This window comes from Frankia sp. EI5c, assembly GCF_001636565.1.
Classification (GTDB): Bacteria; Actinomycetota; Actinomycetes; order Frankiales; family Frankiaceae; genus Parafrankia.
In genome coordinates, this window is the sequence record NZ_LRTK01000029.1 from 38725 (window position 1) to 63236 (window position 24512).

Below are 24512 nucleotides of genomic sequence, written 5' to 3' on the forward strand. Positions count from 1 at the left end.
TCGCGAGAGTTCGGGGGTTACCTTGTTCTCAGGACACACCGATTTCGGGAGGGAGCGGATGACGTCGGCCCGTCTCTCCAGTTCGGCATGGACCTCCNGGAGCCCCTCCATGCACGCCTGAAGTGCCTGTGCCCCAGCACCTGAAGCGTACCGGTGCGCTACCTGCTCACCAGGGCTGGACAGGTCACCGGTCCCTTTCAATTCGTAAATGTACATTTTCACAAAGGGATCGAGGGCTGCACCCAAAAGCAGCACGCGCAAGGACATCGNTTTCCCGTATCGGGGCATCGACCCGATAAGAACGTTATCGAAAATCAGCGGAATCGACACCGGCCGCAACCTCTGATCAAACCCGAACGGCAGGGGCTCGAAAATGTTCGCGGTGCCCTTATTGAGAAGCGGCCACTCCGGGGCCTTGCTCTTCGCCAGCGTGTCACGGCCCACCCACAGGACCATTCTTCCGGGGTGCGAATCCGTTTCGGGTTCCGGCCACACAGCTCCGAGTGGACGACGTAGGCCGGAAGCAAGCTTGTCACGTTTCTCCGCGACTTCAGCCACGGTCACCCCGTACNGGAGGTCGAATTCCGCACGCCATCCCGGACCATCCACCATGATCGGGGCGACCCATTCAAGGCCCTTATTGACGATCTGCGTGGAAATGGACGCCGGTAGCCCACAGTGGGCTAGGGCCCGCTCGACGACGTCACTCGTCAGCTTGGGAGCGCGGGATCCGGCGGTGGTAGGTGAGTCCAGGAGGGGCCGGTCACGGTGCCTCCCTACCGCTCCCAGGGCCAGGACTCCAGCCGCGGTGGTCATCCCGAACACGGTGGGCTCGCTGGCGTACAGAACCGCTTCGCCGATCCCGCTCCCGACGAGTCCGACACCGGCCACGGGCACTCGTCGCTTCACCCGTCCGTCGCGCTGCTGCGACATCGCCAGGTACGCCNCGGTGTCCTTGACGTCGAGCCCCCGGATTCGCTGCCTGCCCTCGACGTCGCCTGTCCACCGGCCCAGAGCGGCCACAGCGCGGAGGAACCCCCGGGGTGAGCCTGCGGTAAGCCTCGCCGCGTAGAGGGGCGTACGGGCCGCGTGGAAGGCAACGGGGTGCAGAGCTTCCTCTACCGCCCACAGGGCCGCTCGACGGAGTTCCCGAGCATCACGAACCCATGGAGCCACGACCGGACGACGATCGGACCCTGACTCCCACGGGTGCCCCTCGACATCCGCTGCACCGGTGTCGACAGGAACGGGGGGCCGGTCGTGCTCGTGGTCCTGGTGCTCGTTCGCGCGGTCGTTCTCTGCACCCTGGTCGGACTCGACGGGCCTCGGAACGGCCTTCACAGGGACCGCCCACGGGCCCTCGACGACGTCACCCACGGCCANGTTCTCCAGGTTCTCGGTCACGCCGCCACCCCGTTCCGAACGATGTTCCGAGCAACGGCAGCGATCATCGATGGCGTCGAGTGCTTCCCTGCCATCTGCTCTTTCGCCAAACGGAGTGCCCACTCCGGTACTTCGATGGGGGCTGACGAGAGGGGAGACGAGAGCNGACTCGTCGTGGTCCTGGCGGTGCGTCCCGGCTGCCTAGAAGGCACGTGGAGCCCCNGCCAGAGGTCCAGCCACGCAGACCACCACCGCGCCGGATCGTTCGCACGGTGTGCGTTATCAGCGGCCCGCACCATCGCGGGAACCCCAACCCGCGCGAGCACCTGGCGGACCACGTCCACCTGCTCAGGGGTCAGGGAGAACGTTGCGCGGAGCTTCTTATGGGCAAGTGCGTCCGCCAGATCGACGAGGTCAGCCGGAATCGTCCGAATCCGATGGATGTACGCGGCCCGCTCTCGCACCGGCCCCGCGCCCTGGTGACAGTCAGTGCCAAGCCGCTTAAAGCTCTCTTGGGTCAAGGACGTGGAGTCGTCGGTCGTGATGACCGGGCTGACCGGTCGTTCCTCAACGATCCGGATGTCATCGGCATCGTCGTCGGCGACCTCGACAGGCCGAACGAGTCGGTAGTCGTTGGACTTCCGGCCACCCCCGATGACCGTCACGAGGATCCCCAGCTTCTCCAGTCCGCGCACCCNCCGGCGGGCTGAGGACACGGAGCACTCCGCGCGGGCCGCGATGGTTTCCATCGAGGGCCAGGAGCCGGCCCACGTCACCGCGTCGATGTTGTGGGCTACAGCGGCCAGGACGTCACGGAGGATCCGGGAGGACACCAGCGTCTTGCCCACGAGCACAGGTTCTAGCGGGATCGAACGTACGTACGAAAAGAGTGCGGACACGGCGGACCGCCGCATGGTTCTGGACATGGCAGGGCTATCCTTTGAGGTCTGGGTAAGTGATCGCCTGCTACGAACGGGCGTTCGGGAAGGCCCGGGAGGTTCGCCCCCCGGGCCGTTCTCGTTTCAGGACCTGGTGACGGCCTGGTAACTGATCAGCGGCCGGTTGCGGTCCGGGTGATCGTCAGAGTGGGTGATCCACTGCTCAAGGGCGACATCGACCAGGGGGCGGAGCAGCTCCGGAACGTTCGCCAGGAGACACCGACGCTTGCACCGGCCGTTACCGGTCGGGTAGCCCTCGATACCGACCAGGGGGGCGACGTCGGAGCCCACCGGGATGTTCACGGTGCCCCGTCCGTCGATCCACGCGGACGCTGTCCGGGGGTCCAGGTCCCACGCCCACCAGATACGGGCCTGCGGGCGGATGGCCGGACGGATCGTCGGGCGTGGGGAGACGAGCGCGCTCACGCTGCCACCGCCACGGGAGCGTCAGCGGACTCGACGGACGGAGCGTCAGCGGACACGTCAGCCTGAGCAGCACGCCAGGACGCCAGGTAGCGGCGCGCGGTGTTCTCGTGGAGCCCCACCAACGGCGCGTACGTCCTGATCAGTTCGGCGTCCGTCCTGGTGTCGTCCGGACCGATCGCGTCGAGGTAAGCCGTCAGAGCCTCTTTCTTGCTAGTCCTGGGCTTGCGGGAGTGAGCCGTTCCGGCCTTCCGGGTGGTCCTCTGCGTGCTCGTGGCGGCTTGCTTCGGCGCGGGTTCAGGTGCTTGCTCCGGCGCAGTCTCGACGACGTCCACAGTCACGGGAGCGGGTACGGGAGCGACCTCGTCAACCGGGGCGGGAACCACCGGGCTGTCCTCGACAACGGGCAGACTCACCGGCGCAGACTCTTCCAACGCGCGGATCCGGCCGCCCACTTCGACCAGGCAGACCGACGCCACGACCACCAGGCCGTCAACGGAGATCGGGACGAGGGCGGACGACATGGCGGACTCGCCGTACCTTGCTGCGACCCCGGACATGTGCTGGTAGCTGATGATCGCCGCGATACCGGCCACTGCTGATGTCGAGACCCACCGGGCGATGCTCAGCAAGACGTGGTGCACCGGCACCCGCGAGATGAGTTCGACAGTGACCAAGAGGGCTACAGGAGGCCAACCAGCGATGCAGCGTCCGACCAGGGACGGTTCCGCGTGGAGGACGTTCGCGGCGAGACTCGCCAGCACGCCTAGGGTGAGGGACGCCCGGACTCCCCACCGGAGGCGACGGAGCCGCTTCAACGGGTCGGGCGGGCGGACAGTCGACGGGGGCGGAACCTCTGCTAGCTCAGGCGTTTCAGGGCCCGCGCGTCGTACACTGCTGATCATGTGGGTGACCTCCGGCGGTCGCTCCGCACCCCCGGTGGCCGTGAACCTCCGGGGGTGCATTCGTTTGGAACCCCGGAGGTTGGTTGAGACCACCGCGCTGCTGCTGGGCCGGGTCAGCTACCAGGCATTCGCCCCCATCTGGCCGACGATGGAGGATTTCGCCGGCTACAACGCGATGCCCCGGTACGTCGTGTCCAGCACGCTCACCGAGGCCGACCCCCGGTGGCCGGCGACGATCCTGCGTTCCGTCGACGACGTCGCCGCGCTGAAGGAGACCGACGGCGGCCCGATCGCCGTACACGGCAGCGCCACGCTGGGCAGGAGCCTGGCCGACGCCGGGCTGGTGGACCGTTACCACCTGCTGGTCTTCCCGCTGCTGCTCGGCGCGGGGAAGCGGCTGTTCAGCGAGGCCGACAAGGACAAGACCATGCTGAGGCTGACCGAGCACGAGACCTACTCCAACGGCATCCAGAAGCAGGTGTTCGACGTCGTCCACTGAACCGGACGACCCGCGACAACCACCGCCACCCACTATCGTCGGGCTCGTGCCGAACGACGGGATGCGAAAGGACTGGGCCGACAAGGCATCCCGCTGGGTGGAGAACGAGGCACTCTTCGACGCGCTGTTCGCGCCGGCGACGGCCGCGATCCTCCGGGCCGCGCAGATCGCTCCCGGCCAGCGGGTCCTGGACGTGGGCTGCGGTTCCGGAACCCTGCTCTCCGCCGGGGCCGCCGCGGGGGCGACCGTCGTCGGCGTCGACATCTCCCCCGGGATGGCGCGGGCGGCGCGCGGCCGGGTGCCGGCGGCCACCGTCGTCGTCGGTGACGCGCAGTCCCTCGACCTGGCGACGGCGGCACCCGGCCGCCCCTTCGACCGGGTGATCTCCCGGTTCGGCGTCATGTTCTTCGAGAACCCGACCGCCGCCTTCGCCAACCTCCGCGGTGCCGCGGCGCCGGGAGCCCGGCTGGCCTTCGCCTGCTGGCGTGGACGGGCCGAGAACCCGATGTTCACCCTCGGCTCCAGCGTGCTCGTCGACCGGCTCGATCCCAGGCCGGAGGACCGGGCACCCGACGCGCCCGGTCCCACCGCTCTCGCCGACCCCGACCGGCTGGCCACCCTGCTGGGCGCGGCGGGGNGGAGCGAGGTCGACATCAGCGCGCTCGACTTCGAGTGCGACTACGGCGCTGGCGACGGCGCTGGCAACGGCGCTGGCAACGGTGACGGGGTGGAGGAGCGGATCGCCAGCATCCTGAGCACCTCCACCGGCCGGTTCGCCCAACAGCAGCTGGAGCCGCGGCTGGGCCCCGCCGGCTGGTCGGCGCTGCTCGATGACGTCCGCGCGGAGCTGCGCCGCCATCTCGTGGACGGGGCTGTCAGATTCACGGCGGCCACCTGGCTCGTGACAGCGACGAACCCGGCGCGGTGACGAACCCGGCGCGGTAATCAGTTTCCGGGACGGGGCCGGTTGGCCGGCCAGGTGTTACTCATTCGTCCAGGTCAACGCTTCGGGGGACGGCTACTTCGTCGTCGAGCCGGAGCTGTGTGGCGAGGAGATCGGCGCCTGAAGGCCGGCGCCGGCACCAAGCGCTGGCGGCCGGCACACCCCCGAGCCACCCTCGCGGCAAATCGGGACACGCGAGTACAGGCAGCTTCCCGCCGCTTTTAACATATAGCACACTGGGGGGCTTGCCGCAAGACCTGGGTCGTGCCGCAGAATCGCTGGCCAGTGCCAGACCTGCCGAATCGGGAGTCACCAGATGCGCGTCCTGTTGTCGAAGCACTGCCCACGCGCGGAGGTCGCCAACCTCAGACCGGAAGAAACAGCGTGAACTCCCCCACCATCAGCGTTTTCGATCTCCCCGACCGGCTGGCCGCCAAGGCCGACCCGGCGCTGGTCGGCGGCGATGAGCGGCACTTCGCCGCCATCGCGGAGAGCCTCGCGCGGTCGATCGCCGACCTGACCGACCGCCTCGACGCCGAACGCCGGGCCCCCGGGGGCGCCGGCCAGGCCGCGATGGACCGCGACCTGGAGATCCACCGGCTCACCTCCCGCCTACGCGCCCTGCGCCGCTTCGGCCTGGACCTGTGCCTCGGGCACATCGTCAGTCTGGAAGACCCCGAGCCCGTGTACATCGGGCGGCTCGGCCTGGCGGACAGCAGCGGCCGCCGGCTGCTGATCGACTGGCGCTCCCCGGCGGCCGAGCCGTTCTTCGGCGCGACCCACGCCAACCCGATGGGTCTGGCGAGCCGCCGCCGGTACCGCTGGACCCGCGGCCGGATCAGCGACTACTGGGACGAGGTCTTCACCGCCGCCGGCTTCGAGGGCCACGCCGCGCTCGACGACCAGTCCGCCTTCATCGCCAGCCTGGGCGGCAGCCGGACGTCCCGGATGCGCGACGTGCTCGGCACCATCCAGGCCGACCAGGACGCGATCGTCCGCGCCGGGTCCGGCGGCCCGCTCGTCGTCGACGGCGGCCCGGGCACCGGGAAGACCGTCGTCGCCCTGCACCGCACCGCCTACCTTCTCTACGCCGACTCGCGACTCGGCCACCGCCGGGGAGGTGTGCTCTTCGTCGGCCCGCACCGGCCCTATCTGAACTACGTCGCCGACGTCCTGCCCAGCCTCGGCGAGGAGGGCGTCCAGACCTGCACCCTGCGGGACCTCGTCGCCGAGGGAGCCACGGCGGCGACCGAGACCGACCCGGAAGTCGCCCGCCTGAAGGCGTCGGCGAAGCTGGTGACGGCGATCGAGGCGGCCGTCGGCTTCTACGAGGAACCGCCCGGCAAGGGGATGACAATCACCACCCACTGGTCCGACGTCTGGCTGAGTGCCGAGGAGTGGGCCGAGGCGTTCGAGGCGGCCGAACCCGGCGTCCCGCACAACGAGGCGCGCGGGGCGGTCCTGGAACAGCTGGTCAGGATCATCGTGGAGAAGCACGGCGGAGACGACGCGCCGGAGCCGCTGCTGCGCAGGTCACTGCTGCGGAACAGGGAGCTGCTCACCGCCCTCAACCACGCCTGGCCGCTGATCGAGGCGGCGGATCTGGTCGCCGACCTGTGGTCGGTACCCGCCTACCTGCGCAGATGCGCGCCCTGGCTCAGCGCCGACGAACTCCGCCGGCTACAGCGAACGGACCCCAGGGCCTGGACGGTGTCCGACCTGCCGCTCCTGGACGCGGCCCGCCAGCGGCTCGGCGACCCGGAGACGTCCCGGATCAGGCGCCGGCAGAAGGTCGCCGTGGCGGCCGAACGCGAGCGCATGAGCGGGGTCGTCGACAACCTGATCGCCTCCGCCGTCCACGACGACGGGGAAGGCGTGCTGACGATGCTGCACGGGCAGGACCTGCGGGAGGCCCTGGTCGACGAGGCCGCCCTGCCCGGCACCGACCTGGACCGGCTCGCCGGCCCGTTCGCGCACATCGTCGTCGACGAGGCGCAGGAACTGACCGACGCCGAGTGGCAGATGCTGCTGCTGCGCTGCCCGTCCCGTAGTTTCACCATCGTCGGGGACCGCGCCCAGGCCCGGCACGGCTTCACGGAGTCGTGGCGGGAACGGCTGGCCCGGATCGGCCTCGACCAGATCAGGCTGACCTCCCTGAGCGTCAACTACCGGACGCCCGAGGAGGTCATGGCGGCAGCCGAGCCGGTCATCCGGGCCGCGCTGCCGGACGCGAACGTGCCGACCTCGATCCGCGCCAGTGGCATTCCCGTGGTCCATGGATCGACCGCCGACCTGGATTCCATCCTCACCAGCTGGCTCGCCGCGCACGCCGAGGGAACCGCCGCTGTCATCGGCGATCGCACGTTCGCGGCCACGTCCCGCGTGCAGTCGCTGCCGCCGGAGCTGTCGAAGGGCCTCGAGTTCGACCTCGTCGTCCTCGTCGATCCGGAGGCATTCGGAACGGGTGTCGAAGGCGCGGTCGACCGCTACGTCGCGATGACCCGGGCGACCCGGCAACTCGTCATCCTGACGAGTTCCTGACGAGTTCCTGACGAGTTCCTGGCGGGCTGCCGGCGGGCTGCCGGCGCCGGTGGGCCGACAGCCGCCCGGAACGCCGCACGGCCTGGGGCAGGCGCCGGGTGCGACTGGCGCCCGCCCCAGGTCACAAGCGTTTCTCGGCTGTTGGCCGCCTGGTCATACGCCGACTATCGGGGGGTCAGGTCGACTCGATTGTGTGCAGGGCGTCCTAGTTGATAACGCCTTGGAGGCCGCGCTGTGAGTTCTCCCGTTTCCCGCCGCAGTCTGATGCGCACCAGCGCGGTGGGTGGCCTCGGTCTTGTCGTCGCCGGCAGTGTGGACGTCCTCGGAGGTACCGCCGCGCAGGCGGGCGGCGGCCGTTCGGCGGTCGGCTACGGTGATCTCGTCGCCGACCCGGCGGGCCTGCTCGCGCTGCCGAAGGGCTTCTCCTACAAGATCGTCGCCCAGGCGGGCGTGACGAAGCTGGAGACCGGTGAGCCCACCCCGGCCAGCGCCGACGGCACCGCCGCGTTCCGTACCCGGAACGGTTCTGTGCTGGTCAACAACCACGAGATCGGTGGCAGCGCCACGTACCCGGTGCCCACCCTGCCTGGTCTGACCTACGACCCGGGTGCCCGCGGCGGCACCACCAACATCGAGGTCGACAACAACGGCCGGCGGGTCCGCGAGTACGTCAGCCTCGCCGGGACCCTCACCAACTGTGCCGGCGGGTTCACCCCGTGGGGGACGTGGCTGACCTGCGAGGAGACCGAGCAGCGTGCCGGTGGGGCATTCCAGTTCGACCACGGGTACGTCTTCGAGGTCGACCCGGTGGACCGGGCCGCGAACAGGAACCCGGTGCCGCTGAAGTTCCTCGGCCGGTTCGCCCACGAGGCTGTCTCCGTCGACCCGCACACCTCGGTGATCTACGAGACCGAGGACGCCGGCAGCCCGCTCGGGCTGTTCTACCGCTGGGTGCCGCCGAAGAAGTTCCGCGCCGGCAAGGGCGCGCTGCGGGCGCTCGCGATCAGCCAGGGCGGCGCCACCGCCGGCACCCTGCAGGCGATGAGCTGCCACAAGGGCACCCGGCACATCGCCAACCTGAGCGAGGCGACCACGGTCGGCACCCGGTACAAGGTGAGCTGGGTGGACGTGCCCGACCGGGACGCCGCCACCGTGTCCGTCCGCAGGCAGCTCACCGACGACAAGGTGACCCGCAGCCGCAAGCTGGAGGGCACCTGGTGGGGCGACGGCGGCGTGTACTTCGTCGCCAGCTACGCGCGGGTGAGCGACGGCAGTGTGAACGAGCACGACGGCCAGGTGTGGTTCTACGACCCGCGGTCGGAGACCATCACCCTCAAGACGCAGTTCGGCGTGAACCCCGACCCCGAGCAGGACGCCGACAACTACGACGGCCCGGACAACATCACCGTGTCGCCGCACGGCGGGCTGATCCTGGCCGAGGACGGCGAGGGCGTCAGCCNCCTCGTCGGCGTCACCGAGCGGGGCAATGCCTACTCGCTGGCTCGTAACGACCTCAACGACAGCGAGTTCACCGGGCCGACCTTCAGCGCCGACGGGAAGATCCTCTTCGCCAACATCCAGACCCCCGGCTACGTTCTCGCCATCACCGGCCCGTGGGGTCGGCCCGACGACCACGGCCACCGGTAGCCGTCACCCCACCAGTCACGTCGGTACCTGAAAGCGGGCCAGCCCGAGACCACGGCTGGCCCGCCCACGCGTCCGGCACCCGCACGTCCGGCACCCGCACGTCCGGCACCACCGCGTCCAGCGCCGCGCCCCCTCGACCGCACGAACCGCACCAGATGGGCGGGCCGGCTGACCCGCCGCCGTAGGCTTCACCTTGGCGCAGGGGGGCACCACGAACCAGACGCGGAACCTGCCAGACCATGCCGGGACGGACGGAAGCGAGCAGGCCATGGGCGACGCGGCGATCGAGATCGAGATCGAGTCGGCCTTGCCGGACCTGACCGATCTCGATCTCGCCTCCCTTGGCACCCTGCCGGGTGACAACGCGGGCAGTCCCGTCCTGGCCCGAGGGCTGGACCGGCTTCGCGCGGCGGCCCGTAACCCCGACGGAGCGGTGGCCGGCTTCGCGTCGAGCGCATAACGCGTCCGCGGGCCCGGGTGCTGACAACCGTCAGGGCGGCGGTGGGTCGATGCCGAGGTCGGCACGGCCGTTCGTCCGCAGGGCCACCAGCAGGGGATGATCCTGCTCGAAGATCGTCTCCAGTTCGGCGAGCACCGCCGAACGCAACGCGCGGGCACCGGCCTCGTCACCGAGTGCCTGCAGGTCGGCCGCCAGATTGGCGGACACCAGCAGAGCCGCCGGGGACTCCTCGCCGAGCTGCGCGCCGAGTTCCCGCACCGCCTCCTCGTCGATCTTTCTCGCGGCGGCGAACTGGCCGAGGTCGAACAGGCAGTTCGCCAGGTTCGCGGAACACGCGACCGCGAACGGGTGGTTCCCCGTCAGGGACGCCCGGATTCGCCGGCTCATCCGCCGTGCCAGGTCGAAGGCGGTCTGGGGATCCCCGCACAACCGGGTCGCGACGACGAGGCCGTTGGCCGCCGCGAGAGCGGAGAGGTCGCGCACCCCGAGCCGGTCGTCGGCACGTCGAACCGTGTCGGCGGCCAGGTCGCGGGCCTGCGCGGCGTCTCCCGCGAGGCAACGGGAGTTCACCAGCCCGACCGCGGCTGCCAGGGTGACCGGCTGGTTCTCCCCGACAGATCGGCGAAGGCTCCCGAAAGCCTCCTCCGCCAGACTCCGAGCGCGCCCGCTCTGCCCCAGCCAGCGCAGCGAGACCGCATGATTGGCCAGGGTGCGCAGAGAGTCCGGATGGTCCTCGCCGAGAACCCGGCAGCAGTCCGCGAAGATTCTCTCCAGAAGTTCCGCCGACTCCCGGTACCGGCCGAACTCCCGCAGATCTCTCGCATGACTGTCCGCGTACTGAAGCGTGAGGATGTCATCATCCCCATACGTGTTGCGCTGCCGGTCGTAGGCTTCGCGACCGGTCACGAGCGCGTGCTTGAAATCACCGACGAAACGCAGTGAAACCGCGAGGTTGTTCGCGGTCTTGATTTTCTCCCGGGTGTCAAGGCCGGAGATCTGGTGATAGCGGTGATAGGTGACCTCGTCGAGTTCGCGGGCTTCCTGGTAGTTGCCCTTCCCACGGAGGTCGCCACCCAGCGCCATCGCGGCCCGCAACGCCAGTGGGTCGCTCGGGCCGAAACGGCGGTCGAGCCGGTCGCGTGCCTGCCGGTCGAGCTCGTGCGCCTGCTCCGCCTCGCCGAGCGCCCGGTGGCTGTCCGCCAGGTCCAGACAGAGTTCCAGCGTGCGGGCATCGTCCTCGCCGAACTGCGTCCGCCAGACCGCCAGCGCCCGCCGGGCCAGATCTCGACAACCGCTGTGGTCACGCTGCGTGTACAGACAGCGGACCTGGTTGCGGACCAGGCGGGCGGCGGCGTCGTCGCGGGACGCGATCAGGCCCGCGGGTTCCAGGTGCGGCCTGATCTGGGCGTAGCGAGGCCAGGTGTCGGGGTCGTCGGGGTCATCGGGATCGGCGGCCGCCAACAGGGCGTGAACTCGCTCGCGAATCAGCTTCCTGTCCTCGGACGCCAGGTCCTCGCGGATGACCGTCTGGACGAGGCGGTGCATCACCAGCGTCCGCCGCGGCGAGTCGACCNGCGCGAGTGCATACTCCGTCAGCAGCCGGACGGCATCCCCCAACATGATGTCGCTGCGGAAGCGCTGGTCACCCGGGTCGGGGAGGACGGCGAGCCCTTCACCNGCGAAAAGGTCAAGGCTGATCGGTTCGGGCCCGAAGAACGCACACAGCTGCGCCAGTCTCGCCGCGGCGGGGGCCCGCTCGCGCAGGCGCCGCATCGAGAGCAACCACGTGCGGAACACCCTCGGCGGGTAGACGGGCGCCCCCTCGTCCAGCAACAGCGGCCCCGGGCTGTCCTCAAGAAGCTGCAGGTACCGCTCGGCCGGCATGCCGGTCTTGGAATGCCACGCCCCCGCGTGCTCCAGCGCCAGCGGCAGATCGCCCAGGACGTCGGCGAGCCGCGCCGCGGTCGCCTCCGTCAGCCCGGGGGCACGCCGCAGGAGCAGGTCGACGCTCTCCTGCCGGCTGAACACGTCGATTTCCCGGAGAAGCTGCTGCCCCCAGTCCCGACTGCGAGAGGTGACGATCACGTGCCCGGGCCCGGGAGGTATCAGCGGCATGATCTCGCCGGGCATCTCGGCGTTGTCGAAGACCAGCAGCCAACGCCGATAGGGCTCCCCGCGGCGCAGCGCGTCGACGACATCCGCGCTGCCCTCCCGCCCCGGCCTGGAGGGCAGCCGCAGGTCGGCCGCCAGCCGGTTCAGCCCACTGCGGACGAGCGCCATCTGGTCGCACCCGATCCAGTAGACGAGGTCGTAGGAGGAGCCGAACCGGAAGACGTACTCGGCCGCCAGCTGGGTCTTGCCGACCNCGGCGAGGCCCTGTAGCACCTGGCAGTGGACCGGTGTTCCGTCCTGGCCGACGAAGCGGTCACGCAGGCTCGCGAGAAGCGCCTCCCGGCCGATGAAGGCCGGGTTGCGCGCCGGCACACCCTCCCAGATCCGCGGCGGCGACCCTGGAAAGCGGAACTCCTCACCGAGGGCCGGCGGCAACGTGGCGGTCGGGTGGGTCGGCCTGTCGGCGGCCACCGACAGCGCCCGGCGGGCGCCGGCGGCGTCCAGACCGACGAGGTCCACCACCTCCCGGCCGGCGGTCTCCGGCGGCAGCCACATCTCCTCGACCCGCACGGGGATCAGCAGTCGCTGCGCTCCGTCCGGATCCAGCGAGAGCATCCGCCGCCACCGCTCCAGCGCCTCGGGTTCACGCAGGAAGGCTCGGGACAGGACCGCGACCATGCGGCGCCGCCCACCGGCCTCGGCGCTGGGGCCGGCCTCGGCCCCAGCGGTCGCGGCGGTGAACCCGACTGAATCCAGGATTACCCGGAAGCCGGCGTTCCGCAGTTCCGCAGCAATCCAGTCCGCCCACGGACGGTCGACGGCGGCATAACTGAGCACCACCTCCGTGGGAATGGTCACCCGGGCTCGTTCGAAAATCCGGAGCGTCTCCCGTCGCCGCTGCTCGTCCTGCGGCGGGAGCTCGCTCACCACCCCGTCGGTGAGGTGCGAGACCAGCCGCTCGTAGGCCGCGAGCAACGTGCCCTCCTGATGCGGGCGGTCACCGAAGACGGCCAGGATCTCCTCATAGGCGTAGTACGGCTTGTAGGGGACCTCGACGTCACCCCAGTAGCGCTCCCTCGCCAGATCGTCCATACCCCCGAGGAAGGAGTTGAAGGCAGCCCGCGCCACGTCCCGGCCCAGTTCCAGCCGGCGCTGCTCACCGTCGTCCGCCCGCATGACCACCGGCATCAGCCGAATACGCCGGCCCTCCGCCTGCGTGTCGATGGACCGCGCCACCGATTCGGCGCCCTCGATGCTCTGGGTACTCAGGGTGAAACAGTTCACCACCACGTCCGGAAGCTGCACCGTACAGATACCGGCGGTGTCGCTCAGCCCCGTCCTGCTGTCGACGAGGATCCAGTCGTAGGACGCGCGCATGTCGGCCCGCAGCGCGTCGATGAACTCACCGCCCCCCTTCTCGGCGTAGAAGGAGTTCCAGTCGAAGGTGTTCACTCGCTGGGCGTAGGCGGCGTCATGGCGACCCGAGCAGACGAAGTCGATGGTCCCACCCGACGCGAATGACCAGGTCAGCGACACCGCGTACCGCGTGATCGCGGTCGCCCGGCCGAACCACCCCTCGTCGCCGGGACCGAGCGGCGACATCACGGCGATCGAGAAGTCCCAGATCATGTCCATGATCCCGCNGGTGGAGCGGAGGTCGGGGTCGTGCAGAAAAGGATGGAAGTAACGGTGCAGGCCGGGGGCCTCGAGGTCCCAGTCCACGACGAGCACCCGGAATCCGTTGCTCGCCAACAGCCACGCGGTGTTGGCGAGCGCCATCGAGCGCCCGGTTCCACCCTTGTACGAGTAGAAAGTGACGACCGTACCCGGCATCGCTTCGGACATCGGCATCACGGCCCGTACAGACGTGGTGGGCGGCGGGTTTCCCCCAGTGGCCGGAAGACCCGCTGGAGATCGAAGATTCGCGCCTGGGAGTCGACGATGATCTGGACGAGCGCCCGATCGAACTCCTCCCGGGTGCGCACGTCCATCCGGAACAGCTTGTCCCGGCGGGTGAAGTTCTTCCGGAGCGCCTCCGCCAGCGTCTCCCGCAGGTGTTGGACGTTGTCATGTGTCTCGGCGTCGTCGGGATTGAAGGGCACGAGCACGCCGGACGTCGGCTCGTTTCGCCGGTCGTACGCCGACAGCGCGAGGCGGAACTCGTCCAGCTTGGCCGCCCACATGTCGACCAGGAGGACGACGATCTCGTTTCGGGCGGTCGAACTTTCCAGCAGATCGGAGATGCCGCCGTCCAACCGCTTGATCCTCGAGGTCATGCCCTGCTGGGCGGCGACCATCTGGGCGATCACGCACACCCGGTCGCGGTGATGCGGGCGATAGGGAGTCCATTCGTCGAAGTCGTCTCCATAGAAGTCCAGCTGCTGCCGCAGCGCGGCGATCTCCCCGGCGGAGGCCGCGGCGAGGACGAACGTCACGCGGCGGGGCCCGCCCTGCGACTCCGTCGCCGCTTCCGCCGCCGCCTCACCGGTCGATTCCGGCGGCGTGGGCGGACCGGGCGGCGCTGGCCGCGCGGGGAACTCGGGCAGATCCCGCCGGGCCGGCCATGCCGCGCCGCCGGCCGGCGAGGACGTCGGCAGCGCCGGCCGCTCCGGCGGGGCCGGGAGTACGGGCGGAACCGTGGTCACGACGCGAAACGCGTTGGGCGCCTGCTCAAGACTGAGGATTTCCTTGCGTGGGAGCAACGGTGATCCGTGCGCGAGCTGGACGATTCGCGTCGACAGGGCCACCAGGAAATCCTGGTACTCATCCCGGTTGCGGTCCAGCTGCATGAGGTACCGGAGGCCGTTCCCGGCGTNGACCTTTCCCAACTCGCCGTGATCGTACTGCAACCGGGCGAGCACCTGCGGGGTTTCCGGTAAGGGCGTCCAGATGACCGGCAGCAGCGCGGCGGGGCTGTCGTGCCCACCATCCGCCGCGGCGCGGAGACGCTCGTCGAACGCGGCCCACTCACGGCCGCAGTATTCGCTCGTGAAGAAGGTTGGAGAACACATCGCAATGAACGTCCGGCAGCGGGCCAGGGCCGCGCCGATCTCCGTAGACCACGACTGGCCCGGCTCGATGGTGCGAAGGTCGAAAAATCCCACCGTGCGGGCGTCCAGGGCGCCCGCACGCGCCCGCACCTCAACACTCAGCTCCCGATAGAACTTCTCGAGATAGGGGTCGTCGCCGCTGTCCGCCCGCGCGTAGCTGAGGAAGAAGTAAAGCGGCTGGGCTGCGGGCCCGTCAGACACGCCTGCGGGCACCGGCGCCGCCCGGCCTGATGTGGATCTCCGGACAGGCTCGCCACCCGGGCATTCGCCGTGCTCCGGATAAGCACAGGACAGCCTGCCGCCCGACGCGCTCCCCCGGCATCGATTGGCCCCTCTCCCGCGGTGTCGTCCCGCCGTACCGCGCACACAGGCTCAGGTGGGTCCTCCTGAGCCGAGTCGACCGCCCCGAGGGGTGGGAACAGATTCTACGATGTCCTCCGCACACGTGCGGAGGACATCGGCCCGTACCTGCGGTTCCCGTGGGAGCCCAGCGCGCGCCGCGGGACCGTGAATACGGTGAAGGTTCTCACGAAACCAGCAAACGACGGGATCACCCACGAACGCACAAGCGCGGAAGCGGCGCGCGGCGACGGAGTCATACACGGTCGAGGCGCCGGCCGCCCTAACCGGCTAGATTGGAGGATCCGAGGTGGAGGAGGCGGTAGCAGATGGACCGGTCATCGCCCGAGATCGAGACACGCCTACCTGATGTCGGCGGCTGTTACCTCGACGAGCTGGACGGGTCCGGGAACAGGATCCTCCAGCAGGTGCGACGCCGGCTCGCGCGGGAGGCCGCCCGACTGGATTCGACCACGGCCGGGTTTCAGTCCTCCGGCTGACCCGGGCAGCGACCGGACGGTGACAGCAAATTGAATACCGCCCACACCGGGGGTCCCGGTTGGCATGCGGGCGAATGGCCGGGCAGCGAGCTCACACGTGCCCGGCTGATCGGCCGGGAATGGCAGCCGGTCCCCTTTCGCCAGTTCGTCCTCAAGGTGAACAGCAGGTGCAATCTCTCCTGCACGTACTGCTACGTTTATCACCTGGCGGATCAAAGCTGGCGCCGGCAGCCCGTCACCATGAGCCCGGAGATCGTCGCGGCGACGGCGCGCGGAATAGCGAGGCACGCGGAACGGCACGGGCTCACCCGGGTCGAGGTCATCCTCCACGGCGGGGAGCCCCTGCTGGCCGGCGCGGGCTTCCTGGGCCACGTCGCCAGGCAGGTCCGTTCCGCGGTCGATCCCGGCACCGCCGTCGAGTTCACGGTGCAGACGAACGGCACGCTCCTGACACCGGCCTTCCTCGACCTGTGCGCGGAGGTCGGAATGAAGGTCGGCGTGAGCGTGGACGGCGGCGCCGCCGACAATGATCGGCGGCGCGTCCGACACGACGGGGGCGGGAGTCACGCCAGCGTCGAGGCCGGTCTCCGCCTGCTCACCTCCGAACAGTTCCGGCCGCTGCTCTCCGGCCTGCTCTGTGTGGTGGACCTCGCCGGCGACCCACGCACGATCTACGAGAACCTGCTGGCCTGGCGACCACCCTCGATGGATTTTCTCCTCCCCCATGGGAACTGGACCTCCCGCCCTCCCGGTCGGGACGCCGACGAGCGCTCGACGCCCTACGGCGACTGGCTGGGCGCCCTCTTCGAACGCTGGTACTCCGCGCCCGAGCACGAGACGGACATCCGCCTGTTCCTGGAGATCCTCGTTCTTCTCCTCGGCGGCAGCAGCCAGGTGGAGACGATCGGGCTCTCCCCGTCGGCCGTTCTCGTCATCGAGACGGACGGCGCGATCGAGCAGGTCGACGCGCTGAAGTCGGCCTATGCCGGCGCGGCCGCCACCGGCCTCACCGTCCTGCGGGACGACTTCGACGAGGCATTCCGCCACCCGGGCATCCGCGCCCGCCAGATCGGTGCCGCGGCGCTCGGCCCCGAGTGCTCCGCCTGCCCGGTGCACCGTGTCTGCGGCGGCGGCTACTACCCCCACCGGTACCGCGCCGGTAGCGGTTTCAAGAACAGATCCGTGTACTGTCCAGATCTGTTCGCGCTGATCACGATGATCGAGCGGCGGATACGGGCGGATGTCGGCGGGGTCCGGCACCCGGCGTGAACGTGGATTTCCATCGGCTGGCCCTGGCCGATTTCGACGAACTGGCCGCCGGCGGCGGGCGGGCGGATCTCGTCCGCTACCTCCGGCGAACGCAGCTCAGTAAACGCCTGCTCGCGCTGCGCGCTGTTCTCGAAGACGCCGCGCGACAGGCCCCGGACGCCTTTTCCAGCAGTGGGCTCGCCGAGGCGTACAAAGCCCTTTCCGCCGCGCAGCACAGGGATCCCGGCCAGCTCGAGCACCTGCTGCTCACACCCGGGCTCGGGCTGTGGGCGATGCACTGCCTGCGCCGCCTGCGCGGAGCAGCGGAGCCTCCCGGGCCGCTGGCGCAGGATCTGAGTCTGCTGGCCGCGTTCGCGGTCGCGGCCGCCCTGCGGACCGGCCTGGACATGGAGATCCGGGTGTTCCTGCCGGCCGGCGACCTTGTCGTGCCCTCACTGGGGCGCATCCGGACGGGCCGGGAGGGGTGGGCCGTCGCCCGGGTCGAAGCGGGGGGCGTGACCATCCGCCGCGACGGCGAACTGTCCGCGTCGCGAGCCGCGGCGACCATCCCGACGGCCGGACCCGGGCAGTGCGGCCGCCGGTGGCACCCGCTGCGCGTCCTGACGAGCTCAAGCTGGGGTCAGCGGATCCACCTGGCACTCGACGACACCGATCCCGCTCGCGGGCTGCTCGATCTCCCGATGTCGGCCGGGGTCGGCGAGGAGGAGATCGACACCTGGCAGCACCGTCTCGACGAGGGCTGGCGCATCCTCTGCGACTACGACCTGGCCACCGCGGGCGCTGTCGCGACCGGCCTGCGCGCGGTCTACCCACTGNGGCCGACCGAGCAGGCGGCGGAGCTGAGCGCATCGTCCGGGGAGGCGTTCGGCGCCGTGGCACTGACCCTTCCGAAGGACGGGCTCTCCTTCGCGTCGGCTCTCGTGCACGAGTTCCAGCACACGAAGCTCTCCGCACTGATCGATCTCGTGTCGCTGACGGACCCCACCCACAGCCGGCTCTACTACGCCCCGTGGCGCAGTGATCCACGGCCGGTTGCCGGCCTTCTCCAAGGTGCGTATGCCTACCTCGGGCTGACCGCCCTCTGNGGTTCTCGCCGCCAGGAGGAACAGGGAGCCGGCTACGCGCACTTCGAGTTCGCCCGTTGGCGCGAGGAGGTGTGGCGGGTGCTGAGCACACTGCGGCTCTCCGGCGCGATGACCCCGCTGGGCCTGCGTTTCCTCGACGGCATGCGAGCCGCCGTCGCGCGGCACCGGCAGGCGCCGGTGCCGGCCGGGCCACAGGCACTCGCCGAGCTCACCACCGCCGACACCTGGATCTCCTGGCGGCTGCGGAACCTGCGGCCGGCGCGGGCACAGGTGACCGCGCTGGCGCAGGCCTGGATGGGCCGGGAACCGCCGCCACCGGAGGCGGTGATCTCGCATCCGCGCCCCAGCGGCCGCGGGCTCGTGCACAACCAGCGGCTCGCCCTCACGCAGCTGCGCCTGACAGACCCGAAGCGCTTCGAGGCCGCGCGGCAGGGCGTCCCNCACGTCCTCGACGACTCCGTCGGCCTGGCGGACCAGGCCCTCGCCTTCGGCGACCTCGGCTCGGCGGCCAGCCACTACAAGGAGGATCTGACGGACGACCCGGAACGGCTCGACGCCTGGGCCGGGCTCGTCCTCTGCCGCCGTGACAGCGGCCGGCCCGGGGCCGACGTCCTGACCGCCCGCCCTGAGGTGGTGTTTCACCTGTATCGGCAGGTGAAGGAACTGGCCGGCAGCCCGGCGGACCCGGAGGCACTCGCCGCGTGGCTGTCGGCGACGACCAGTTAGCGGCTCCGGCGGCCCGACGGGGACGGGGGAGCCGCCCTACAGCGGCGGCGGCTCGAAGTCGAAGTCGAGTCGCTCGCCACGCTCGCCCGCCTGTACGTCGGGATGGCCCGGGCCCAGTACTCGACGGTAACGCTGCGAGGTCTCCTCGGCGAGCTTCCTGCCCTCGTCCTCCCGGCCCGGAGTCCGCAGGAGATCGAGGGCCGTGTTCGTCGCGCAGACCAGCGTGTGGGGATGGTCGGGGCCGAGAAGTTCCCGGAACCGGCCGAGGGCGCGCTCACCGATCTCCAGTGCCTCCGCCGCCTGCCCCTGGGCGGACCTGGCGGTCGCCAGGTTCGCGAGGCAGGTGAGCGTGAAGTGGTGGTCGGGGCCGAGCCTGGCCTCGAGCCCGGCCAGCGCGTCCTTCAGCAGGCGCTCCGCCTCGTCGAGACGACCGAGCTGGCGATGGACCAGCGCCAGGTTCAGATGGCAGCCGTAGGTGTAGGGATGGTCGGCGCCGAAGACGTCCCGGTACCGGTTGACCGTCTTCTCGATCNGCTCCGCGGCCTCGTTCGGGTCNCCGGCCACCCNCTGTGCGTTACCCAGGTTGATCGCGGCGGCGAGCGCGTCAGGATGTTCGTTCCCGAACTGGCGGCTCGAGGTGTATCGGTCGTACACCTGCTCGGCCAGCTCCAGCGCCTCGTGGAACAACCCGGCCTTCCGCCGGGCCACCGAGAGATCCTTGGCCTGCCCGAGCACGAAGGGGTGGTCGATCTGGAGCTCCCGCCGGTTCACGAGCTCCTCGAACATCCGGTAGGCGTACTCCGCCGACTCGCGCGCCTTCAGGTACTGGCCCAGCTGGCGCTGGTCACGGGCGACCGCGGCGAGCGAGGCGGCGACCCAGAGGTTGATGTCGCCGCCCCACATGTCCCGCCGGTTGGTCAGGTTTTCCTGATCGAGTTCGAACGCCCGCTGGTAGTCGCTGTTGAGGCTGCAGTCGACCGCGAGGTTGTTGACGACATGGTGCGTCTGGGCGCTTTCCGGGCCGAAGACCCGCTCATGCCGGGGCAGCGCGTCCTCGTCCAGCGCCAGCGCGGCCCGGAAATCACCGCGCGCGCGCAGGTCCGCACCGTGACCGTTCAGGATGATGAGGGTTTCCTCGTGATCCTCCCCGAGGACCTCGGTGATGNCCGCCAGGGTGCGGCGGCGGAGATCGTAGGCATCCTGGTACTTGCCCAGGGACCAGAGGGTGTTCGCCTTGATTCCCTGGAGGACGAGAACGTCCGGGTCCTGATCGCCGGAGTCCTGCTGCCACCGTTCCAGCGCGCGCTCGGCCTCGGCGAGTGCCGTCGTGAGGTCACCGGCGTTGTACAGATATCCGATGAGGTGTTCGATGAGCTGGCGGGCCCGAACATCCCTGGAGGTGTAGACACCGGACGGGACGATGTGCGGCAGGAGGTTCTCGAATCCCGCGCGGTTCTGGGTCTCGGAATCTCCCGGGTCCGCCGCCACGAGCAGGGCGTGGACCTCGTCCCGCATCCGTTCCTGCTCCTCCGGCGCCAACTCCTCCCGGATGAGCAGCTGGACCAGCCGATGGACCTGCACGGTCTTGCGGCTGTTGTCGATCCGGGCCAGCGCGTAGCGGCCGAGCTCCCGCATCGCGCGGCTCACCATGAGCCGGTCCTGCATCGACTGACCGAAATCCGAGTCCAGCGTGTACTTTCCGCGGTCCAGCATTTCCAGCGAAATAGGTTCTGGCCCGAAGAAGGCGCAGCGCCGAAGAAGTTCCAGCGCGAAGGGAGACTGATCCCGAAGCTGCGCCACGGACAGGCTCCACGCGGCCGCCACCGGCCNGGAGTAGTCGGCCGGCGGGTTCTCGGCGAGCAGCTTGCTGGAGGCGACCTTCAGGAGCTGGAGGTANTCGCGTACATCCATACCGGTCTCGAACTGCAGTGCGCCGGCCTGTTCCAACGCCAGCGGAAGGTCACCGAGCGCCTCGGCGAGGCTGTTGGCGTCGACCTCGGCGATACCGGGCACCCGGCGCCGCAGGAACTCCAGGCTCTCGCGCCGGTCGAAGACGTCGACCTCGATGGTGTCGACGATGCTCTGCCACCGGCGGTTCCGCGAGGTGACGAGCACGTGGCCCGGCCCGTGCGGCATCATGCTGCGGATCAGCTCGGGCTGGTCGGCATTGTCGAAGATCAGCAACCAGCGCCGGTACGGCGATCCGCGGCGCAGCGCCTCGAGGACCGCGGCCACCGAGTCGTCGATCCGCAGCAGGCCGCCCTCGGCGAGGCCCAGCCGCGGCGCCAGCGCCGCGAGCGTGGAACGCACCAGAACCGGCTGGTCCGCGGGAATCCACCAGATCAGGTCGTAGTAGGACTGGTACCGGTAGGCGTACTCGATGGCGAGGTGCGTCTTGCCGACACCGCCCAGGCCCTGCAGGGCGTGCGGCAGAACCGCCGTGACCTCGCCCTCGTCGGAGGCTATCCGGCGCCGGAGTTCAGCGAGTTGACTTTCCCGCCCGGTGAAGTTCTTGTTCCGTTGGGGCACCCCACCNCAGATCGTCGGAACGCCTCGACTCGGCCCACTCACCGGGTCGAACTCCACCACCGAAGCCACGCCTACCTACCCCCCGCCTGCTCGCCTGCTCGCCTGTAGGGATCAGCCGACGGGCATACGGGTGCGCACGCGTCGCCGGTGCGCCGCTCAATCACACGCGGTCGCTCCTGATCGTAACACCAGTCAACACGATTACCGAGGTGCCATGCACCTCCCAATCGTCTTACACCTCCCGACCGAGGGTCCTCTCGCGCCTTCACAGGATCCTCGCACGAGGCCCGGACCGCGGCCGGCACACGACACGGACCGGGATTCACGGACGCACCTCCCCGCGGCCCGCCGAGTGCATACTTCCGAGCGGATGTCCACCGCTTTCGACGGTTTCTCGCGGTGCCCGAAGGCGACAGCTCGGCGCGCCCGTCACCATCGACCACATAAACCTCGTGACCTGCGAATTCGCGCGACCCGGGCCCGGGATCCAGCATCCGACCCACGCTCGCAACACGCCCGTAACCACTCGGCACCACTCGCGGCCGAGTCGACACGCCGACACATCGGCAGCACACCTCCGATCCCACGGGAGCGACTGCGGCAGGCGGCCTCGTACGGCGAAAATCGTGCCACCTGGCACAGTCGACGCGCACCGCGCGTAAAGTCCCGGAGAATAGGGTGGACGGCCCAGGACCGGGTGCCACCAGAGCCGGAGCCAGGGCCGATGGATAGGATTCACGGGCACGGTCGCGCCAACGCCGAAAGGCCTCCGGTTCCATTGGAAGCATACCATTCAGTGATTGTCGGCAGATTTCCAACCAAAGACACAAAAAATCTACCCGGGGACTCCACTCCTCTGACCTGGCCGAACGGGCTCGCGGCGGGCGTCTCCCCAGGCCGGGCGGATGCGGCCCCAGGCGGAGGAGGACGGTGATCGAGGCACGGGCCACCAACCCGTACGTCGGCCTCCGCCCGTTCACCGAGGAGGATTCCGGGCTGTTCTTCGGCCGGGATGCCGCCGCCCACGCGCTGCTGGCCGAGTGGCTGCGGGCCCGCGTGGTCCTCGCCCACGGGCCCACCGGGGTCGGCAAGACCTCGCTGCTGCGGGCGGGCGTGCTGCCCAGCCTGACCTCGGTCGACGCCGATGTTCTTCCGGTGGGGCGAGTCAGTCTCGCGGAGGCCTCCCCGACGGTGCGGTCCCCCGACGTGGGACCCGCCGACCCGGGGAGCGCGCTCGGCGCCGGCAATCCCTTCGTCCAGGCCCTCCTGCGGTGCTGGTCGTCCACAGCGGACCCGCCGACCTTGCTCGAGGCGATCCGCGACCACCCCGACCGACGCCGGCCGCACAGCTCGACCCGGCCGATCCTGGTGGCGATCGACCAGGTCGAGGAGCTCCTCGCGCCTGGACCGGCGCGGCTGGAGCCCATGCGGGCCCAGTGCGTCGAGCTGCTCGCGCAGGCGGCGGCCGCGCTGCCGGCGCTGCGCATCCTGCTGGTGGTCCGCTCGGATCACCACCCGGCACTGGAGCCGTACCTGCGGATTCTGCTGGCCGGGATCGGCAGTGCACCCTCCACGCCGGTCATCGAGGTGCCCGTCGCGGCGCTGGAGCCACCGGCCGCCGAGGCCGCCCTCGTCGAGCCGCTGCGTGCCATGGGGACCCGCCTCGCCGCCGGCGCCGCCCATGCCTGCGTGGGCGATCTGCTCACCAGCAGGGTCGTCGACGCCACCGGTGCGGAGTCGACGCTGCTGGCCGACACCGTCCAGCCGGTGTTCCTGCAGTTGGTGGCGACGGAGCTGTGGCGCTCGCGCCCCGGCGCGGACCTGGTCATCACGTCCCGGCTCGGGCCCGCCGGGAACGTCACCGCCGTACTGGCCGAGTACCTGACCCGGGTGCTGGTCACGGTGGCGAACGAGCACGACCTGGACGAGGGCGAGCTGCGGGCGTGGCTCACCCGCACGTTCGTGACCGAACGTGGCCGGCGCGGTGTGGTGGACGAAGGGCTCACCACGACGGCCGGCCTGCCGACCCCGCTGCTCGAGGACCTGGCGGAGCGCTACGTCCTGCGCTGTGACCACCGGTCGGGCTCGCGGCGGTTCGAGCTTTTCGACGACCGGCTGATCGAGCCGCTGCAGCGTGGCTTCCCCCAGTGGGCGGACGGTGGCACCGCCGCCGAGGCGGGTGCCGACGACCACCTCCGGGCGGCCCAGGTGAGTTTCGCGGACCGCGACCTGCCCACCGCCCGCACCCATGTCGAGGAGGCACTGCGCCGCGAGCCGGGGCATTCGCTGACCCGGGCCGGCGCGCAGGCGCTGCGGGCGCAGATGTACGAGGTCCAGGGCCGCTGGCCGGACGCCGAGGCCTGCTACCGGGAGGCCGCCGAGGTCTACGAGTCACTCTCGGACACCGAGTCCTCCGGGCGGATGCTCGCCGCCCTGGGCCGGCTGCTGCTGGCCGCCGGTCAGACCACCCACGCGCTCGAGGATCTGCAGGCCGCCAGCGAACGGCTCCCCGGGGACGCGGAGGTGCAGACCGCGCTGGCGCATGCGCTGTGGTGCACCGGCCAGCCCTNGGCGGCGGCGGCGATCTTCTCCGCTGTTCTGACGTTCACGCCGGATTCGGCGGCGGCCCTGGCCGGCCGTGCCCGGCTCCGGGTCGAGCTGGGTGACGACGAGGCGGCGATGCAGGACTTCGACCGGCTCGCCCGGTCGTCGGCCCAGGTCGTGGCCCAGCCACTGATGCGCGCGGCCCGGGCGGTGGCCCTGGCGAGGCGCGGACGGGCCACCGATGCCGCGAACGAGACCGCGGTGGCGCTGCGCGAGGCGCCCGACAGCGGTCCGGTGCTGTGGCACGCGGCGGAGGTGATCCGCGCGCACGGTGACCACGAGGGTGCCGACGACCTGCTGAGACGTGCCCTCCACGCGGCCGAGCCCGCCCTGCTGCCGCATCAGGAGAGCCAGGTCCTACGCCTGTTGCGCCGGCCCGGCGCCATGGCCTGACCCGACCCGACCCGCGCGGCCACCGCCGCCGCCGCGGCCACCGCGGCCACCGCCACCGCCGCCACACCTCGACGCCGATGTGTGGCGGCGGTCACCAAATACCCGGCGTCGAGACGCCCGCCGGGCGCCTTCCCCCGCCCGGCGCGGGCGGATGTCGCCGCCTGAA

Annotated in this window: 13 protein-coding genes and 16 pseudogenes; 13 read left to right on the top strand and 16 right to left on the bottom strand. The window is 70.3% G+C overall.

The window, feature by feature from the left end; translation table 11 throughout:
• Nucleotides 1–1606: 1606 nt before the first annotated feature.
• The 4 genes and pseudogenes from UG55_RS47330 to UG55_RS29490 form a co-directional block, all read right to left on the bottom strand.
• Nucleotides 1607–2080: pseudogene (locus UG55_RS47330) on the bottom strand (hypothetical protein); the annotation flags it as partial.
• Nucleotide 2081: 1 nt separating this feature from the next.
• Nucleotides 2082–2309 (bottom strand): annotated as a pseudogene (locus UG55_RS47335) (hypothetical protein); the annotation flags it as partial.
• Between the two features lie 96 nt (nt 2310–2405).
• Complete coding sequence (locus UG55_RS15345; RefSeq protein ID WP_066068929.1) at nt 2406–2747, bottom strand: hypothetical protein; 342 nt, start codon at nt 2745–2747, stop codon at nt 2406–2408.
• A complete protein-coding gene (locus tag UG55_RS29490) occupies nt 2744–3421 on the bottom strand; it encodes a DUF2637 domain-containing protein (RefSeq protein ID WP_199865143.1) in 678 nt (225 codons plus the stop codon). Before UG55_RS29490 ends, UG55_RS15345 begins: the two co-directional genes overlap by 4 nt.
• A 217-nt stretch (nt 3422–3638) precedes the next feature.
• Here UG55_RS29490 and UG55_RS15355 point away from each other — a divergent pair, with 217 nt between their 5' ends.
• The 6 genes and pseudogenes from UG55_RS15355 (at nt 3639) to UG55_RS15375 (ending at nt 9739) form a co-directional block, all read left to right on the top strand.
• Nucleotides 3639–4148 (top strand): dihydrofolate reductase family protein, encoded by a 510-nt coding sequence (locus UG55_RS15355; protein WP_066069119.1) that lies wholly within the window; start codon nt 3639–3641, stop codon nt 4146–4148.
• A gap of 46 nt (nt 4149–4194) precedes the next feature.
• Nucleotides 4195–4785, top strand: a 591-nt coding sequence (locus tag UG55_RS15360) for a class I SAM-dependent methyltransferase (RefSeq protein ID WP_242424489.1), incomplete at its 3' end; no start/stop codon positions are given.
• A 690-nt stretch (nt 4786–5475) separates the two neighbouring features.
• On the top strand, nt 5476–7632 hold the full coding sequence (gene helR, locus UG55_RS15365; protein ID WP_066068935.1) for an RNA polymerase recycling motor ATPase HelR: 2157 nt from the start codon (nt 5476–5478) through the stop codon (nt 7630–7632).
• A 264-nt stretch (nt 7633–7896) separates the two neighbouring features.
• The coding region (locus tag UG55_RS15370; protein ID WP_242424545.1) for an alkaline phosphatase PhoX at nt 7897–9091 on the top strand (1195 nt) is incomplete at its 3' end.
• A gap of 1 nt (nt 9092) precedes the next feature.
• A pseudogene (locus tag UG55_RS37515) lies at nt 9093–9279 on the top strand (alkaline phosphatase PhoX); the annotation flags it as partial.
• A gap of 193 nt (nt 9280–9472) precedes the next feature.
• Nucleotides 9473–9739, top strand: a complete 267-nt coding sequence (locus UG55_RS15375; RefSeq protein ID WP_157901517.1) for a hypothetical protein — start codon at nt 9473–9475, stop codon at nt 9737–9739.
• Between the two features lie 30 nt (nt 9740–9769).
• Here the strand turns inward: UG55_RS15375 and fxsT (UG55_RS37520) are convergent.
• The 7 genes and pseudogenes from fxsT (UG55_RS37520) to UG55_RS37545 form a co-directional block, all read right to left on the bottom strand.
• The coding region (gene fxsT / locus UG55_RS37520) for an FxSxx-COOH system tetratricopeptide repeat protein (RefSeq protein WP_242424491.1) at nt 9770–11312 on the bottom strand (1543 nt) is incomplete at its 5' end.
• A gap of 1 nt (nt 11313) precedes the next feature.
• Nucleotides 11314–11416, bottom strand: a pseudogene (locus tag UG55_RS37525) (hypothetical protein); the annotation flags it as partial.
• A gap of 1 nt (nt 11417) precedes the next feature.
• A pseudogene (fxsT, locus tag UG55_RS37530) lies at nt 11418–12104 on the bottom strand (FxSxx-COOH system tetratricopeptide repeat protein); the annotation flags it as partial.
• 1 nt (nt 12105) lies between these two features.
• Nucleotides 12106–13494, bottom strand: a pseudogene (locus UG55_RS37535) (TIR domain-containing protein); the annotation flags it as partial.
• 1 nt (nt 13495) lies between these two features.
• Nucleotides 13496–13702, bottom strand: a pseudogene (locus UG55_RS37540) (AAA family ATPase); the annotation flags it as partial.
• Nucleotides 13702–14666, bottom strand: a 965-nt coding sequence (gene fsxC, locus UG55_RS15385) for an FxsC protein (RefSeq protein WP_242424492.1), incomplete at its 5' end; no start/stop codon positions are given. The gene fsxC and the pseudogene UG55_RS37540, both read right to left, overlap by 1 nt.
• 1 nt (nt 14667) lies before the next feature.
• Nucleotides 14668–15267: pseudogene (locus UG55_RS37545) on the bottom strand (TIR-like protein FxsC); the annotation flags it as partial.
• Between the two features lie 302 nt (nt 15268–15569).
• On the opposite strand from UG55_RS37545, the gene fxsA reads away from it, so the two are divergent.
• The 5 genes and pseudogenes from fxsA to UG55_RS37560 form a co-directional block, all read left to right on the top strand.
• Nucleotides 15570–15740, top strand: coding sequence for an FxSxx-COOH cyclophane-containing RiPP peptide (gene fxsA / locus UG55_RS15390; protein WP_066068947.1), 171 nt, complete (start codon nt 15570–15572; stop codon nt 15738–15740).
• Nucleotides 15741–15770: 30 nt separating this feature from the next.
• Nucleotides 15771–17009, top strand: coding sequence for an FxsB family cyclophane-forming radical SAM/SPASM peptide maturase (locus tag UG55_RS15395; protein WP_066068950.1), 1239 nt, complete (start codon nt 15771–15773; stop codon nt 17007–17009).
• Nucleotides 17006–17824: pseudogene (locus tag UG55_RS37550) on the top strand (HEXXH motif domain-containing protein); the annotation flags it as partial. The gene UG55_RS15395 and the pseudogene UG55_RS37550, both read left to right, overlap by 4 nt.
• Before the next feature lies 1 nt (nt 17825).
• A pseudogene (locus UG55_RS37555) lies at nt 17826–18093 on the top strand (aKG-HExxH-type peptide beta-hydroxylase); the annotation flags it as partial.
• Between the two features lies 1 nt (nt 18094).
• Nucleotides 18095–18534, top strand: a pseudogene (locus UG55_RS37560) (HEXXH motif domain-containing protein); the annotation flags it as partial.
• A gap of 322 nt (nt 18535–18856) precedes the next feature.
• On the opposite strand, the gene UG55_RS37565 reads toward UG55_RS37560, so the two are convergent.
• The 5 genes and pseudogenes from UG55_RS37565 to fxsT (UG55_RS37590) all read right to left on the bottom strand — a co-directional run.
• On the bottom strand, nt 18857–19352 hold a 496-nt coding region (locus UG55_RS37565; RefSeq protein WP_242424493.1), incomplete at its 5' end, for a tetratricopeptide repeat protein.
• A gap of 35 nt (nt 19353–19387) precedes the next feature.
• A pseudogene (locus UG55_RS37575) lies at nt 19388–19985 on the bottom strand (tetratricopeptide repeat protein); the annotation flags it as partial.
• Nucleotide 19986: 1 nt separating this feature from the next.
• A pseudogene (locus UG55_RS37580) lies at nt 19987–20649 on the bottom strand (tetratricopeptide repeat protein); the annotation flags it as partial.
• A 1-nt stretch (nt 20650) separates the two neighbouring features.
• Nucleotides 20651–20716 (bottom strand): annotated as a pseudogene (locus UG55_RS37585) (hypothetical protein); the annotation flags it as partial.
• A 1-nt stretch (nt 20717) separates the two neighbouring features.
• Nucleotides 20718–21349, bottom strand: a pseudogene (gene fxsT, locus UG55_RS37590) (FxSxx-COOH system tetratricopeptide repeat protein); the annotation flags it as partial.
• 930 nt (nt 21350–22279) lie between these two features.
• Here fxsT (UG55_RS37590) and UG55_RS47340 point away from each other — a divergent pair.
• A partial coding sequence (locus UG55_RS47340) for a tetratricopeptide repeat protein (protein ID WP_396230920.1) occupies nt 22280–23918 on the top strand: 1639 nt, incomplete at its 3' end.
• Nucleotide 23919: 1 nt separating this feature from the next.
• Nucleotides 23920–24346, top strand: a pseudogene (locus UG55_RS47345) (hypothetical protein); the annotation flags it as partial.
• Nucleotides 24347–24512 lie beyond the last annotated feature (166 nt).

Bases quoted from the DNA above. Each gene is read 5' to 3' on its own strand.
- fxsA (WP_066068947.1), top strand. From the start codon at position 15,570: ATGGACCGGTCATCGCCCGAGATCGAGACACGCCTACCTGATGTCGGC.